This is a genomic window from Mumia spirodelae, from assembly GCF_050632745.1.
Taxonomy (GTDB): Bacteria; Actinomycetota; Actinomycetes; order Propionibacteriales; family Nocardioidaceae; genus Mumia.
On record NZ_JBODSD010000008.1, the window covers coordinates 1 to 15,313 of the forward strand.

Annotated in this window: 15 protein-coding genes and 1 pseudogene; 7 read left to right on the forward strand and 9 right to left on the reverse strand. The window is 71.0% G+C overall.

Annotated elements, in window-relative coordinates:
- Positions 1-121 precede the first annotated feature (121 nt).
- Together ACQSSQ_RS23685 and glgX are read right to left on the reverse strand one after the other, a co-directional pair.
- A complete protein-coding gene (locus ACQSSQ_RS23685; protein ID WP_431329621.1) occupies positions 122-2,041 on the reverse strand; it encodes an alpha-1,4-glucan--maltose-1-phosphate maltosyltransferase in 1,920 nt (639 codons plus the stop codon).
- Positions 2,042-2,073: 32 nt separating this feature from the next.
- The gene (gene glgX, locus ACQSSQ_RS23690) at positions 2,074-4,032 is read right to left on the reverse strand and encodes a glycogen debranching protein GlgX (RefSeq protein ID WP_431329622.1); all 1,959 of its coding nucleotides are present in this window, start codon (positions 4,030-4,032) and stop codon (positions 2,074-2,076) included.
- 146 nt (positions 4,033-4,178) lie between these two features.
- Between glgX and ACQSSQ_RS23695 the strand changes: the two genes are divergently transcribed.
- From ACQSSQ_RS23695 to ACQSSQ_RS23710, 4 genes are read left to right on the forward strand one after another with little or no spacing between them, the layout of a single operon-like run.
- Positions 4,179-4,958, forward strand: a complete 780-nt coding sequence (locus tag ACQSSQ_RS23695) for an enoyl-CoA hydratase/isomerase family protein (protein ID WP_431329623.1) — start codon at positions 4,179-4,181, stop codon at positions 4,956-4,958.
- 4 nt (positions 4,959-4,962) lie between these two features.
- On the forward strand, positions 4,963-5,910 hold the full coding sequence (locus tag ACQSSQ_RS23700) for a class I SAM-dependent methyltransferase (protein ID WP_431329624.1): 948 nt from the start codon (positions 4,963-4,965) through the stop codon (positions 5,908-5,910).
- A 13-nt stretch (positions 5,911-5,923) separates the two neighbouring features.
- Entirely contained in the window at positions 5,924-6,631 is a 708-nt protein-coding gene (locus tag ACQSSQ_RS23705; protein WP_431329625.1) for an acyltransferase, read from the forward strand.
- Positions 6,632-6,687: 56 nt separating this feature from the next.
- Entirely contained in the window at positions 6,688-7,023 is a 336-nt protein-coding gene (locus ACQSSQ_RS23710; protein WP_431329626.1) for a helix-turn-helix domain-containing protein, read from the forward strand.
- Here the strand turns inward: ACQSSQ_RS23710 and ACQSSQ_RS23715 are convergent, their stop codons facing one another.
- The 7 genes and pseudogenes from ACQSSQ_RS23715 to ACQSSQ_RS23745 form a co-directional block, all read right to left on the reverse strand.
- Complete coding sequence (locus tag ACQSSQ_RS23715; protein WP_431329627.1) at positions 7,024-7,635, reverse strand: ClpP family protease; 612 nt, start codon at positions 7,633-7,635, stop codon at positions 7,024-7,026.
- Positions 7,632-8,258 (reverse strand): ClpP family protease, encoded by a 627-nt coding sequence (locus tag ACQSSQ_RS23720; protein WP_431329628.1) that lies wholly within the window; start codon positions 8,256-8,258, stop codon positions 7,632-7,634. The genes ACQSSQ_RS23715 and ACQSSQ_RS23720 overlap by 4 nt, the downstream gene beginning before the upstream one ends.
- A 109-nt stretch (positions 8,259-8,367) precedes the next feature.
- A complete protein-coding gene (locus ACQSSQ_RS23725; RefSeq protein ID WP_431329629.1) occupies positions 8,368-9,102 on the reverse strand; it encodes a class I SAM-dependent methyltransferase in 735 nt (244 codons plus the stop codon).
- 28 nt (positions 9,103-9,130) lie between these two features.
- Positions 9,131-9,628 (reverse strand): DUF6069 family protein, encoded by a 498-nt coding sequence (locus tag ACQSSQ_RS23730; RefSeq protein WP_431329630.1) that lies wholly within the window; start codon positions 9,626-9,628, stop codon positions 9,131-9,133.
- Positions 9,629-9,707: 79 nt separating this feature from the next.
- Complete coding sequence (locus ACQSSQ_RS23735) at positions 9,708-10,148, reverse strand: DUF5996 family protein (RefSeq protein ID WP_431329631.1); 441 nt, start codon at positions 10,146-10,148, stop codon at positions 9,708-9,710.
- A 22-nt stretch (positions 10,149-10,170) separates the two neighbouring features.
- A pseudogene (locus tag ACQSSQ_RS23740) lies at positions 10,171-10,311 on the reverse strand (DUF5996 family protein); the annotation flags it as partial.
- Positions 10,312-10,315: 4 nt separating this feature from the next.
- Entirely contained in the window at positions 10,316-11,356 is a 1,041-nt protein-coding gene (locus tag ACQSSQ_RS23745) for an AI-2E family transporter (protein ID WP_431329632.1), read from the reverse strand.
- 268 nt (positions 11,357-11,624) lie between these two features.
- Here ACQSSQ_RS23745 and ACQSSQ_RS23750 point away from each other — a divergent pair, with 268 nt between their 5' ends.
- The 3 genes from ACQSSQ_RS23750 to ACQSSQ_RS23760 all read left to right on the forward strand — a co-directional run bounded on the left by ACQSSQ_RS23750 (position 11,625) and on the right by ACQSSQ_RS23760 (position 15,289).
- Positions 11,625-12,404 (forward strand): electron transfer flavoprotein subunit beta/FixA family protein, encoded by a 780-nt coding sequence (locus ACQSSQ_RS23750; protein WP_431329633.1) that lies wholly within the window; start codon positions 11,625-11,627, stop codon positions 12,402-12,404.
- A 13-nt stretch (positions 12,405-12,417) separates the two neighbouring features.
- Positions 12,418-13,374 carry an electron transfer flavoprotein subunit alpha/FixB family protein gene (locus tag ACQSSQ_RS23755; protein ID WP_431329634.1) on the forward strand — a complete coding sequence of 319 codons (957 nt, stop codon included), beginning with the start codon at positions 12,418-12,420 and terminating at the stop codon, positions 13,372-13,374.
- A gap of 319 nt (positions 13,375-13,693) precedes the next feature.
- Entirely contained in the window at positions 13,694-15,289 is a 1,596-nt protein-coding gene (locus tag ACQSSQ_RS23760; protein WP_431329635.1) for a peptide ABC transporter substrate-binding protein, read from the forward strand.
- Positions 15,290-15,313: the final 24 nt, after the last annotated feature.

Here is a 15,313-nt window from a genome sequence, read left to right on the forward strand (position 1 = left end):
GGCCTCCTTGGTGGCGGAGCGGTTCCTTAGACAGCTCCACTCCACACCAGGAGGCCTTCACCCATCTACACCTCAGACCGAGTCGTCACACGATCTCGACCAACGTGCCTGGACATCACAGCTAGCGCAGCACGGTCAGCACGTGCGCGACCTCGGTGTCGCCGCCCAGCTTGACGTAGTTGTCCTCGCCCCAGTCGAAGACGTCGCCCGTGAGCTCGTCGCGGACCGCGAAGCGCTCGCCCCATCCGATGCCCAGCGCCGGCAGGTCGAGGTGGACCGTGGTCTCGTGGACGACGCCGGGCTCGAGGTTGGCGACCACGATCACCACGTCGTCGTCCTGCTCCGTGAGGTGGCGCCGCGAGAAGCAGAGGACCTGCTCGGAGTCGTTGTCGTGGACGCGGAGCCGGTGCAGCTGTCGCAGCGCGGGGTGCTCGCGGCGGATCTCGTTGAGCCGCGCCACGAACGGCGCGAGCGAGTGCTCCACGTCGTAGTCGCGGTGCTTGACCTCGTACTTCTCCGAGTCCAGGTACTCCTCGGACCCCGGGCGCAGCGGCGTGTGCTCGAGCAGCTCGAAGCCGGAGTACATCCCCCAGGAGGGGGCGCCGGTCGCGGCCAGCACCGCGCGCAGCCGGAACATCGCGGGGTCGCCGGTCTGCAGGTGCGCCGGGAGGATGTCGGGGGTGTTGACCCAGAACGTCGGGCGCATCGCGTACGCCTTGCGGCCCGAGACCTCCTCGAGGTACGACGTGAGCTCCGCCTTGGTCTCGCGCCAGGTGAAGTAGGTGTAGGACTGGTGGAACCCGACCGTGCCGAGCGAGCGCATCATCGCGGGGCGCGTGAACGCCTCGGCGAGGAAGACGACGTCCGGATCCGTGCGGCGGACCTCGGCGAGCAGGCGCTCCCAGAACGGCACCGGCTTCGTGTGCGGGTTGTCGACGCGGAACACGCGGACGCCGTGGGCCATCCAGTGCCGCACGACCCGCAGCACCTCGGCGTACAGACCCTCCGGATCGTTGTCGAAGTTGAGCGGGTAGATGTCCTGGTACTTCTTCGGCGGGTTCTCCGCGTACGCGATGGTGCCGTCGGCACGCGTCGTGAACCACTCGGGGTGTGCGGCGACCCACGGGTGGTCCGGCGCGCACTGCAGCGCGAGGTCGAGCGCGACCTCCATGCCGCGGGCGCGCGTGGCGGCGACGAACGCGTCGAGGTCGTCGATCGTGCCGAGCTCGGGGTGGACCGCGTCGTGCCCGCCCTCCGCGGCGCCGATCGCCCACGGTGACCCGGGGTCGCCGGGCTCGGTCTGGAGGGAGTTGTTGCGGCCCTTGCGGTTCACGCGGCCGATCGGGTGGATCGGCGGCAGGTAGACGACGTCGAACCCCATCTCCGCCACCCGGTCGAGCTGGTCGATCGCCGGCCGCAGCCCGCCGAACGAGCGCGGGAACAGCTCGTACCAGGCACCGGCGAGCGCCCGCTCGCGATCGGCGAAGACGGGGTACGGCGCGGTGCTGCCGAGCAGGTCCCGCAACGGGAAGCGGCTCATGATGCCGAGCACCTCGGGCGTGGTCGCGGCGGCGAGACGCTCGGCGGGCTCGCGGGTCTTGTCGCGCAGCGCCTTGGCCGCAGCGCGCAGCGTGGCGCGCTCGCCGGTACGCCCGCGAGGCAGCGCCTTGGCCGCCCGCTCGAGGAGCAGGGCGCCCTCGACCGGCATCAGCGCCGTGTCGACGCCGGCGGCCACCTTCACCGGGGCGTCGTGCAACCAGGTGCCGAACGGGTCGGCCCAGGTCTCGATCCGGAACGTCCACGGCCCGACCTCGTCGAGGGTCACCCACACCTCGTGGTGGTCGTTGTCGAGGTGGGGGAGCGGGATCAGCGGCCGGTCGCGGCCGTCGGGGCCGGCGAGGACCACGCCCGCTCCGAGCGCGTCGTGACCCTCGCGGAAGATGCGTGCCCGGACCGGGAACGGCTCTCCGACGGCGGCCTTGGCGGCGTACGCGCCGTGCTCGACGACCGGGCACACGTCCATCACGGGGATGCGCAACATGCGTCCGACGCTATCCGACCTCTCGCCGGGTCTCAGGACGCCTCGAGCAGCAGCACCAGGCTGTGCGCGGCGACGCCGACGGACGCGCCGGAGTCGTACGCCGCGTCGTGCGCGAGGTCGGCGGTGTCGAGCGCGACCGCGTACTTCCAGGGCCACGGCCCGCCCGGGAGCTGCCACGCGACGCCCTCGTCACCGGAGTTGAGGAGGACGACCGCGCAGCGCTCGCCGTTCAGCGCCATCCCGATCGTGCGCAGTCCCGGGTCGTGCCAGTCGTCCTCGGCCCACGGGCGCCCGTCGGGGTGCAGCCAGCTCAGGTCCTCGCGGCCGTCGTCGGGCGACACCGCGCCGGTGAAGAACCGCGTCGTCCGCAGAACCGGGTGCTCGGCCCGCAGCGCCGTCAGCCGGGTGACGACCTCGCGCACGTGCTCCCAGCCCACCTCCGCGACCGGCGGCAGCCAGGTCATGGGGGAGTCGTGGCAGTACGCGTTGTTGTTGCCGCCCTGCGTCTGGCCGAGCTCGTCGCCGGCACGCAGCATCGGGACGCCGGCGGAGAGCAGCGTGGTCGCGACGAGGTTGGCGGCCTGACGGCGGCGCAGGGCGAGCACGTCGACGTCATCGGTCTCGCCCTCGACCCCGCAGTTCCAGGAGCGGTTGTCGGAGTGCCCGTCGCGGTTGTCCTCGCCGTTGGCCTCGTTGTGCTTGTCGTCGTACGACACCAGGTCGCGCAGCGTGAAGCCGTCGTGCGCGGTGACGAAGCTGACCGACGCCTGCGGCGGCCGGCCACTCGGCTCGAACACCTGCGACGACCCCGCGAGCCGGGTCGCGATGCCCGCGACGCCGCCCCCGTGCCCGCGCCAGAAGTCGCGCACGTCGTCGCGGAAGCCGTCGTTCCACTCGCTCCACCCGTGCGGGTAGCCGCCGACGAGGTAGCCGTCCATGCTCGCGTCCCACGGCTCGGCGACCAGCTTGACCGCGCGAAGCACCGGGTCGCGGCTGATCGTCTCGATCACCGAGTGGGGGAGGTTGATGCGGCCCCGGCCGGCGCGGGCCAGAGCGGAGGCGAGGTCGAAGCGGAACCCGTCCACGTGCATCTCCCGCACCCAGTAGCGCAGCGACTCCACGATCAGCGCCGAGGCGGGGGCGGAGTCGGCGCGCACGGTGTTGCCGCACCCGGTGACGTCGAAGTAGTGGCCCTGCGCGTGCCGGTAGTAGCCGGTGTCGTCGAGCGTCCGCAGGTGGATCGCCGGACCGCCCTCGCCGCCCTCGGCGGTGTGGTTGTAGACGACGTCGAGGATCACCTCGAGGCCCCGCCCGTGCAGGGCCCGGACCATCTCCTTGAACTCGCGCACGGGGTCGTCGGTCGCCGCGTACGGCGCGTGCGGCGCGAAGAAGGCGACCGTGTTGTAGCCCCAGTAGTTGACGAGGCCGCGGTCGGCGATGCTCGGCTCGGTGACGAAGTGGTGGACGGGCAGCAGCTCGACAGCGGTGACGCCGAGCGCGACGAGCCGGTCGAGCGTCGCGGGGTGCGCCAGGCCGGCGTACGTCCCGCGCAGCTCCTCCGGCACGTCCGGGTGCTGCATCGTGAGCCCTCGCACGTGCGCCTCGTACACGACCGTCCGGTCCCACGGCGTCCGCGGCGGGGCGTCGCCGGACCAGTCGAAGCCGGTGTCGGCGACGTACGCGCGCAGCCGCGACGTGTTGCCCTCGAGGCCGCCGGCGACGTGCTTGGCGTACGGGTCGAGGACGCGGGTGCCGTCGACCTCGAAGGCGTACTCCTGCCCGGGCCCGATCCCCCGCACCTCGGTGTGCCAGACGGACCCCGTCCGGGACTCCAGCTCGTACGACCCCACGCCGGGCAGGTGGAGCCGGACGCGGCGGGCCCGCGGGGCGTGCACGGCGAAGTTGGTGCCGGACACGACGGGCTGCGCGCCGAGGGGGTGGGGACTCCCCGATGCGCTGGGGTGGCGCTCGTACGCCCAGGTCTCGGCCATGCCCTCCATCATGGGGTACGGCACCCACGCCCTCAGCCCCGCGCGTGTGGCGTTCGCTACCCTCGGACCCACGAAGACGTCGACAGCAGGACTGTCACGCAGCGACATCGGCATCAGGCCGACCCGCACGAGGAGAGGCAGCGTCCATGGGTGAGCTCGTCAGGCTCGAGGTGTCCGACGGCGTCGGGACGATCCGGCTGGACCGGCCGAAGATGAACGCGATCAGCCTGCAGCTGCAGACCGAGCTCGCCGAGTCCGCGATCGAGGCCGCGACGCGCGACGACGTGGCCGCCGTCGTCGTCTACGGCGGGGAGCGCGTCTTCGCCGCCGGGGCGGACATCAAGGAGATGGCCGACCTCACCTACCCGGAGATGAACGTCCGGGCCCAGGCCCTGCAGGCCGCCCTGAACGCGGTCGCGGCCATCCCGAAGCCGACGGTCGCCGCGATCACCGGGTACGCCCTCGGAGGCGGCTGCGAGCTCGCGCTCGCCACCGACGTGCGCTTCGTCGCCGAGAACGCCAAGCTCGGCCAGCCCGAGATCCTCCTCGGCATCATCCCGGGGGCGGGCGGCACCCAGCGCCTCTCGCGCCTCGTCGGCCCGGCGAAGGCCAAGGACATCATGTTCACCGGCCGCCAGGTCGACGCCGCCGAAGCGCTCGCGATCGGGCTCGTCGACCGCGTGGTCCCGGCCGAGTCGGTGTACGAGGAGGCCGTCGAGTGGGCCCGCCAGTTCGTCGGCGGCGCCTCGCTCGCGCTGCGGGCGATCAAGGAGGTCGTCGACCGCGGGCTCGAGGTCGACCTCGCGACCGGGCTCGAGATCGAGCGTCACGCGTTCGCCGCGCTGTTCGCCACCGAGGACCAGAAGACCGGCATGCGGTCGTTCATCGAGAACGGCCCCGGCAAGGCCACCTTCGAGGGGAAGTAGCCCGATGAGCACCACCACCCCCAACCCGCACGCCACCGCCGACGAGGTCGAGGCCGCCTGGTCCGACACCAAGCTCGCCCAGGTGCTCTACCACGACTGGGAGGCGCAGACCTACGACGAGAAGTGGTCGATCTCGTTCGACGAGCGGTGCATCTCCTACGCCCGCGACCGCTTCGTCGCCGTCGCCGGCGAGGCGGGCTGGCCGTACGGGCGCAGCCTCGAGATCGGTGCGGGCACCGGCTTCTTCACGCTCAACCTCATGCTCGCGGGCGTCATCGACAAGGGCACGGTGACCGACATCTCCCCGGGGATGGTCGAGGTCGCCAAGCGCAACGCGGAGGGGCTCGGCTTCGCCCTCGACGGCCAGGCCGCCGACGCGGAGGAGCTGCCGTACCCCGACGCGTCCTTCGACCTCGTCATCGGCCACGCCGTCATCCACCACATCCCGGACGTCGAGAAGGCGTTCCGCGAGATGCTGCGGGTGCTGCGCCCGGGCGGTCGCCTCGTGATCTGCGGCGAGCCGACGACGCGCGGCGACTTCGTGGCGCGCCGCCTGTCGCGCCTCACGTGGTGGGCGACCACCCACGCCACCAGGCTCGGTCCGCTCAAGGCGTGGTCGCGTCCCGCCGAGGAGCTCGACGAGTCCTCGCGTGCGGCCGCGCTCGAGGCCGTCGTCGACCTGCACACGTTCGAGCCGGCCGCGCTGGAGCGCCTCGTGCTCCGCGCCGGCGGCGTCAACGTGCGTACGGCGACCGAGGAGCTCACCGCGTCGTGGTTCGGCTGGCCGGTGCGCACCTTCGAGGCGGCGGTGCCGGAGGAGAAGCTCGGGCTGCGCTGGCGGATGTTCGCCTACAAGTCGTGGCTGCGGCTGTCCGCGCTGGACAAGGCCCTGACCCCGGTCGTCCCGAAGGGTCTCTACTACAACGTCTCGGTGTCGGCGACCAAGCCGTGACCGCCCACCGGCCATGACCGCCCCGCGCCCGGCGCGCTTCGTGACCCTCGACTCGCTGAGGTGGGTACGCCGGCACCGCGCGTGGACCTGGTACCACCTGGTCCGCTACTGGCGGTTCTGGCGGTTCACGCGGCGCTACCCGCACGTGGTCACCGAGGGGATGGTGTTCCTCGGCAAGGACGTGGTCGTCGAGGACAAGCCCCCGTACGGCCGGGTGGTCCTGGGTGCGTTCGTGCACCTCGGCGACCGGACGGTGCTGCGCGCCCACAACGGCACGCTGCGGCTCGGGGACAAGGTCGTCATGGGTTCGGACAACATCGTCAACGCGCACCTCGACATCGAGATCGGGGCGGCGACGATCATCTCGGACTGGACCTACATCTGCGACTTCGACCACGTGACGCTCGACCTCGCGAAGCCGATCAAGGACCAGGGACTCGTCGTCTCGCCGGTCCGGATCGGTCCCGACTCGTGGATCGGCGTCAAGGCGAGCGTCCTGCGCGGGACGCGCACCGGCCGCGGCGTCGTCCTCGCCGCCCACACCGTCGCACGCGGCGAGTACCCGGACTTCGCGATCGTCGCAGGGCTGCCGGGCCGGGTGGTCAAGAGCCGCCGCGACGACCTGGCGGAGTGGGCGGAGATCCAGCGCTACACCGCCGAGGTCGCGGAGGAGCAGGCCGAGGCGCGGGACCTCGGCGCCCCACCCCCTCCCGCGGTCTGATCTGCCCACAGCAGAACGCCCTCCCGTCGCCGACGACGACGGCCTAGCATCCGAGCATGGGTGACGTCATCAGGATCGGACCCCGCCGCCGGCCCGCGGCCGTCGAGCCCGAGCCGCTGTGGCGCGACGTGCTCGGTCGCCGGATCCGGGCGTTGAGGCTCGAGCGCGGCCACCGGCTGTCCGACACCGCCGCGCGCGCCGGCATCTCGCCGCAGTACCTCTCCGAGGTGGAGCGTGGCCGCAAGGAGCCGTCGAGCGAGATCATCGCCGCCGTCGCCGGTGCCCTCGGGACCACCCTCCTCGACCTCACGGAGCACGTCTCGGGCGAGCTGCGGCGGGACCTCTACGCCGGCACGTCCCTCGACCACGGCCCGAAGGCCCTGGCGGTCTGATCACGACGCCCTCGCCGCCGGCACCTCCCGCTGCTCCATGACCGCGTCCACCAGGCCGTACGCCTGCGCCGCGGTCGCCGAGAAGACCCGGTCGCGGTCCGTGTCGTGCCGCAGCGTCTCGATCGTCTGGCCGGTGTGCGCGGACAAGATCGCCTCCATCTCGTTGCGGACCCTGACGACCTCGTCCGCCTGGAGGATCAGGTCCGGGATCGTGCCCTGACCCCGCGCCGCCGGCTGGTGCAGCACGAAGCGCGCGTGCGGCAGGCTCGCGCGGCGACCGGGTTCGCCACCGGCGACCAGCACCGCGCCCGCGGCGATCGCCTGCCCGACGCAGACCGTCGCGATGGGGGAGCGGATGTGCTGCATCGTGTCGTAGACCGCGAGCATCGCCGTCTCGTCCCCGCCCTCGCAGTTGACGTACAGGCTGATCTCGCTGTCGGGGTTGTCCGCCTCGAGGTGCAGGAGCTGGGCGATCAGGGCGTTGGCGACGCCGGCGTCGATCGCCGTGCCGAGGTAGACGATCCGCTCGGTGAGCAGGTGCGAGTAGACGTCCATGACCCGCTCGCCGCGCGGGTGGCTCGCGATGACGTTGGGGATCGTGTACGTGCTCATCGGGCCCCTCCGACCTGCGCGACCCCGATGCCGATCGTGCGGCGCCGCGAGGGCATCACCTGGTCGAAGCTGTCCACGACGTGGTCGACGAACCCGTAGGCGAGCGCCTCGGGCGCGGTGTACCAGCGGTCGTGCAGCGAGTCCTCGAAGATCCGCTCGACCGGCTGCCCGGTGTCCTCGGCGACCAGCGCCAGCACGGTGTCGCGGGTGTGGCGCAGGTCGTCGGCCTGGACCTCGATCTCCACCGCGGTCCCGCCGATCCCGGCCGAGCCCTGGTGCATGAGGACGCGGGCGTGCGCGAGGGCGTACCGCTTGCCGGGCGTCCCCGCCGACAGCAGGAACTGGCCGGCGCTGCACGCGAGCCCGAGCGCGAGCGTCGAGACGTCGCACGGGACGAGCCGCATGACGTCACGCAGCGCGAGCATCGACGGCACCGAGCCGCCAGGGGAGTGGATCCACAGCGCGACGTCCCCGGAGGGATCGTCGGCGGCGAGCGTGAGGAGCTGGGTGGCGAGGAGCGTGCCGTTGTCGTCGTCGAGCACGCCGTCGAGCACGAGGACCCGTCGGGCGAGCAGGTGCTGGCGTGCGGTGGTGTCGAAGAAGGGTGGTCTGGTGTCGGTCATGCCTCCACCGTGGGGCGCCGGAGGTCGCCCGATCCAGCGGTGCGGCTGTGGGCAGCGCAGCCGTCGGCGGATCCGCCGTCAGCAGCGGACGTGGAGCCGGCAGCGGGTCTCAGGCACGGGTGGCGGTGACGACGAGGTCGAGCGAAGCGGCCAGGTCGTCGCCGTCGCCCTCGCGCAGCACGAAGTCGTCGGTCCGGACCGACCGCACCAGCTCCGCCACCGGCGCCGGCCACTGCTCGTACGGCCCCGCGATCTGCGCGTCGACGAGGGACCCGTGCGTCTCCTCCCACGCGGCGAGGCGGGGTCCGTGGTGCAGCCCGACGAGCGAGGTGACCCGCGCGTGCGCGGCGACGAGCGTGCGCAGCTCGTCGGGCTCGAGCTCCTTCGGGTGGTAGATGTTGCCCGGCGGGAACGTCAGCGTGTTGGGCGTGCTGACGACCAGCGTGCCGCCCGGGCGCAGCACCCGCACGCACTCGGCGACGAACGCGTCCTGGTCCCAGAGGTGCTCGACGGTCTGCAGGCTCACGACGACGTCGAAGGACGCGTCGGCGTACGGCAGGGCGACGAGGTTCGCGCGGACGACCGGGACGTCGGGGTACGCCGTGCGGACGTGCCCGGTCGCGTACGCGTCGTAGTCGAGCGCGACGAGCGAGGCCGCGTCCCGGCTCAGGAGGTCGGCGCCGTAGCCCTCGCCGCAGCCGGCCTCGAGCACGGCGCGGCCGCGCACCTGTGCCCGCAGCGCCTCGTACACGACCTCGTGACGACGGAACCAGTAGTTCTCGTGCCAGATCCCCGGCACGGTGCGTTCGCCGGTGATCACCATCTGCGGCTTCGTCGGTTCCACGCCCGCAGCGTACGGCGGGCGTGCCGGCTCAGGCGCGGGGGGCGTTGCGGACGGACCGGTCGGCCGTGCCCGACACCAGCGTCGCGACGATGATCACGACCACGACGCCGACCACGGCGCTCGCGACCTGCTCCTTCAGCGGCACGTCGACGGTGAAGGGCAGGACGCCCACGATCACCGCGACGAGCACCATGATCCAGCCGAAGAACAGCCGCGGACGGGGTGTCGTGAGGAGGAGCAGGTGCATCAGGGCGGTGGCCAGCAGCGCGCCGCCGACGGCGACGGCGGCGTACGGGACCGTCGACGCGACATCCCAGTGTCCGCCGCCGGACGGCACCAGGACGGCGATGTCGAGGACCCCGCGGCAGACGAGGAGGCCGACGACCGCGGCGAGCCCGGCCACGACGGCGGTCGCGACGCCGCCGGCCCAGAGCTTGCCCGCGTCGACCGACAGGCCGCTCGGGGTGTCGGGATCGGGCTCGGGGAACTGTCGCGGGTCTCCGGTGGGCGGTTGCTGGTACGACATGGTGCCTCCTGGCTCCCGGGGTGCCCGTCACGCTAGCGACGCCGGTACGGCGCTGCCACCCGGCGTGCAACCTCTCGCGCTACCCCGGCGCCGGCCACCGGGCGCTCGTCCGCGCGGCCGCGAACGTCGAGGTGAGGAACGACGTCAGCATCTCGTCCGGATCGTCTGCCGTCCGGACCGCCTCGTACGGGAGCACGAACTCGCCGAGCCCGTCGTCCCAGCGCGCGCCGCTCGGCTGTACCGGCCACTGCGCGAGGTCGGGGGTCGACGGGTAGGCGTACGCGTAGAAGTCGCCCTCGCGCTCACCGCCGGGCCAGTATCCGCAGCTCCAGAGCTCGCTGCGGTACGCCTCGCGCGTCACGCGGTCGGGGCAGTGCGGGACGCCACCGGGGTGCGGGGGAGCCGGGCGGCCGGAGAACAGCGTGGACGCGAGGTCGAACGACCCCCAGAAGAAGTGGGTCGGGCTCGCCTTGCCGTCGAATCGGCCGCGGAACGTGGTCAGCACCCGGGTCGCACTCACCAGCGAGCGCCAGAAGCGCCAGGCGGACCTTGCCGACCATCTGCAGCCAGCGGTGCAGCGTGTCGCGGGTGTCCGCCCACGCCGCCACCGGCAGGACCGGCCACGCGGCATCGGTGAACGGTGCCGCGCCGGAGGAGGGGAGGTCCGCGCTGCTCTCGACCATCGCGTCACCCCACCGGCTCGCGGCCGGCGATGAACGGTGAGAGCCACCGCGTGTCGGGGTCGCGGTCGACGAGGAGCTTCTTGACCAGCAGCGTGGCCGGGATCGCGAGGATCGCGCCCCACGCGCCGAGGATCAGCGTCCAGAAGATCAGCGACAGCATGCTGACCGTCGCCGAGAGCCCGACCGAGTCGCCGACGATCTTGGGCTGGAAGACCGACTGCACGACGAAGTTGATGACGCAGTAGCCGACCACGACCCACAGCGCGGTCTGCCAGCCGGAGTCGAGCAGCGCGAGCATCGCCGGCGGGATCAGGCCGAGGAGGAAGCCGATGTTGGGGATGTAGCCGGTGATCAGCGACAGCACGCCCCACAGCCACGGGTCGGGGACGCCCAGCGCGTACAGCAGGATGACGTCACCGACGGCGACGATCAGCCCGAAGACGGTCGCGACGACGAAGTAGCGGCGGGTCCCGGAGGCGAAGTCGGCGAGCGCGTCGACCGTCGCTCGGTGGCGCTCGGGGACCCGTGCCGCGAGCCGGGGCATCACGCTCCCGTCGAAGGCCATGAACAGCAGCAGCAGGAGGATGAGGAACAGGTTGCCGGTGACCGAGGTGGCGCTCGAGACCAGACCGGCCACGTACGGCGCCAGCGCCTGGATGTCGAGGTGGGCGAAGATCTGGTTGAGGTCCGTCTGGTCGACGCCCCAGCCGTTGAGGAGCTCCTTCAGGTCGGCGAGCCAGCGCTCGAACTCGAGCTCGTACGACCCGACGAGCTGGGCGAAGCGGGCGCCGGCGAGGACGAGCGCACCGGCCAGGACGAGCAGGATCGCGTACACGGCGACGATGCACGCGACCGTGCCGACCCAGTCGGGCAGACCCCACCGGGAGAGCACCCGGCGCAGGGGCTGGACGGTCACCGTCATGCACACGGCGAGGAACGTCGGACCGGCGATCCCGTTGATGCTCATGACCCCGGCGACGACGACGAACGCCGCGGACCCGACCAGGATGGTGAGCGTTCTGGGCAGTGCCCTAGGCTCGGACATGTGGCTCAGTGTCGCAGCGCCCGTCGCTGACGACCTCTCGGAAGCCCTTCGGCTGCGAGCCACCGCTGCGGGAGGCCGAAGGAAAGCAGGGTCAGTGTGTGACCCACGCCACCCGTGACGACCTCGTCAGAGAGGTTACCTGTCGGTAACGTAAGGGTTGCGGGGTCGTCTCACGATCCAGCACGCAGCCGCCCGCGGCTGCCGCGACGCGCGTCCCGTGCGAGCGCCGTGTTGAAGAAGCGACTCCACAGGAGGGGCCGAGTAGGCCATGAACATCGTCGTCTGTGTGAAGTACGTACCGGATGCTACGGCGGACCGGTCCTTTGACTCGTCGGACAGCACCGTTGACCGTGAAGGTGTCGACGGCCTGCTCTCCGAGCTCGACGAGTACGCCGTCGAGCAGGCGCTGCAGGTCGCGGAGGAGAACGACGGCGAGGTGACCGTGCTGACGGTCGGCCCGGCCGACGCCGCCGACGCGGTCCGCAAGGCGCTGCAGATGGGTGCCGACAAGGGCGTCCACGTCGAGGACGACGACATCGCCGGCTCCGACGCCGTCGCGACGTCGCTGATCCTCGCCAAGGCCCTGGGCACGCTCGAGTACGACCTCGTGTTCTTCGGCATGAGCTCGACCGACGGCACGATGGGTGTCGTCCCGACCATGGTCGCCGAGCGCCTCGGCCTCCCCGCGGTCACCTACGGCTCGGAGATCACCGTCGACGGCTCGACGGTGACCGTGCGCCGTGACGGCGACGTCGCGACCGAGACCATCACCGCCACCGCTCCGGCGGTCGTGTCGGTGACGGACCAGTCGGGCGAGCCGCGCTACCCGTCCTTCAAGGGCATCATGGCGGCGAAGAAGAAGCCGGTCGAGGACCTCACGCTGTCCGACCTCGGCATCGAGGCGTCCGAGGTCGGCCTGGACGCCGCCTGGACCAAGGTCCTCTCGTTCGCGCCGCGCCCCCCGCGGACCGCCGGCGAGATCGTCACCGACGAGGGAGACGGCGGCGTCAAGCTGGCCGAGTTCCTCGCGTCGAAGAAGTTCGTCTGAGGAGCAGCGACAGATGAGTGAGATTTTCGTTCTCGTCGACCACGTCGACGGCACCGTCCGCAAGACCACCGGCGAGCTCCTGACGCTCGCCCGCCGTCTGGGCACCCCGTCGGCGGTGTTCATCGGCTCCGGCGCGGACGCCGCGCAGTCCTACCTCGCCGAGTACGGCGCGGAGAAGGTCTACGTCCTCGACGCCCCCGAGCTGACCGAGTACCTCGTCGTCCCCAAGGCCGAGGCGCTGGCCCAGCTGGTCGCCGACAAGCAGCCCGGCGCCGTGCTCGTGTCCTCCTCGGCGGAGGGCAAGGAGATCGCCGGCCGCCTTGCGATCAAGACCGAGTCCGGTCTGATCACCGACGCCGTCGACGTCCGTGCGGGCGGTGACGGCGTGGAGACCACGCAGTCCGTCTTCGCCGGCAACTTCACCGTCGAGGCGACCGTCACCAAGGGCACCCCGATCGTGGCGGTCAAGCCCAACTCGGCGACCCCGGAGCCGGCTTCGGCCGCGGCGACCCTCGAGCCGGTGTCCGTCACCGTCTCCGACGCCGCCAAGGGCGCCAAGATCACCGACTCCAAGCCGCGTGAGGCCACCGGCCGTCCCGAGCTCACCGAGGCCGCGATCGTCGTCTCCGGCGGCCGTGGCACCGGCGGCGACTTCTCCCAGGTCGAGGCGTTCGCCGACGCCCTGGGCGCCGCGGTCGGCGCCTCGCGTGCGGCCGTCGACTCGGGCTGGTACCCGCACAGCTTCCAGGTCGGCCAGACCGGCAAGACGGTCTCGCCGCAGCTGTACGTCGCCAACGGCATCTCCGGGGCGATCCAGCACCGCGCCGGCATGCAGACCTCCAAGACGATCGTCGCTGTCAACAAGGACGAGGAGGCGCCCATCTTCGAGCTGGTCGACTTCGGCGTCGTCGGCGACCTGAAGGAGGTCCTCCCGCAGGCGACCGAAGAGGTCGTCAAGCGCAAGGGCTGACCCGCACAACCCCTCGTACGACCCAGGACCGCCATGTCTCCGGCCCCGGAGGCGTGGCGGTCCGTCGTCGTGCCGTGACCGTTACGTGTCCAAGTTGACCGCTTCGGCCCCCGCTTCCTGGGCACTTTGCGGGGGTCTGATAAGAATGCTGTCACGATCAAGAGGCCCGCTGGTTGTAACACTTCGATAAGTGTCTGGCCCCTGACCTGTTCTGGTCGATGATCACGAGTAACCATGGGTCCGCGGAAAGTTTTCTGCGCGTTCCCAACACAACAGGAGGATTCCAATGCGACTCTCCCGGCGTACTCGCCTTGGAGGCGTGGCGCTGCTCGCAGCGATCGGACTCACACTGTCCGCCTGCGGCGGCGGGGGAGATGACGACAACAACGAGTCGAGCTCCTCGACCGATGCCGTCATCACCGCTCGTACCACCGAGCCTCAGAACCCGCTGGTTCCGCAGGCCACCAACGAGGTCGGCGGCGGCAACGTCATCGACCTGCTCTACGCGGGTCTCATCACCTACAAGGAGGATGGGTCGCAGGAGCTCGAGGTCGCGGAGTCGATCACGTCCGACGACAACAAGCTCTGGACGGTCAAGCTCAAGGACTGGAAGTTCAGCGACGGCACGCCGGTCACGGCGAAGTCCTTCGTCGACGCGTGGAACTACGGCGCCCTGAGCACGAACGCGCAGAACGCCTCGTACTTCTACTACCCGATCAAGGGTTACGAGGCCGTTCAGGAGGAGAACCCCACCGTCAAGACGATGGAGGGCCTCAAGGTCGTCGACGACAAGACCTTCACGATCGAGCTGAACCAGGCGGAGTCGGACTTCCCGCTGCGCCTCGGCTACTCGGCCTACTACCCGCTGCCGGAGTCGGCCTACGCCGACATGAAGGCCTACGGTGAGGCCCCGGTCGGCAACGGCCCCTACAAGCTCGACGCGTGGGAGCACAACAAGGAGCTGCGTCTCGTCCCGAACGGCGAGTACGACGGCGCCCGCAAGCCCCAGAACGGCGGCGTGACCTTCGTGGTCTACACCGACACCGACGCGGCTTACACCGATGTCCAGGCCGGCAACCTCGACGTCCTGGACACCGTCCCGGACAGCGCGCTGCAGACCTTCCAGGACGACGACTCGGTCGAGGCGATCACCGCTCCGGGTTCGGTCCTGGGTGCGTTCCAGTTCCCGAGCGACCTCCCGGGCTTCACGGGCGAGGCCGGCAAGCTCCGCCGCAAGGCGGTCTCGATGGCCCTCAACCGTGAGGAGCTCACCGAGAAGCTGTTCTTCGGCACCCGCACCCCGGCGAGCGACTTCAGCGCGCCGCCGATGCCGGGCTGGACCGACGAGATCCCCGGCAACGAGGTTCTCGAGTTCAACGCCGACGAGGCCAAGAAGCTCTGGGCCGAGGCCGAGGCCATCGAGCCCTGGGGCAACAAGAAGCTCCTCATCGCCACCAACACCGACGGTGCGGGCAACAAGGCGTCGGTCGACGCCATGTCGAACCAGATCAAGAACACCCTGGGCATCGACGCGGAGCCGAAGTACTACGCCACGTTCGACGAGTTCCTCGACGACCGTGACAACAACAAGACCGGTGCGCTCTTCCGCGCCGGCTGGCAGCCGGACTACCCGTCGATCTCGAACTACCTCGGCCCGATCTACGGCACCGGGGCGGCTTCGAACGACGGCAACTACTCGAACCCGGAGTTCGACGCGGCGCTGACCAAGGCGGCCGGTGCGACCTCCGACGAGCAGCGCTACCAGGACTTCGTCGACGCGCAGGCGATCCTCATGGAGGACATGCCGGGTCTGCCGATGTGGTACACCGACGGGACGGGCGCCGCTGCCAAGGGCGTCGAGAACGTCAAGTTCAACTGGCAGGGCGTGCCGATCTACCAGAACATCACCAAGTAGGTCGCACACCACCGCATGCGGGGC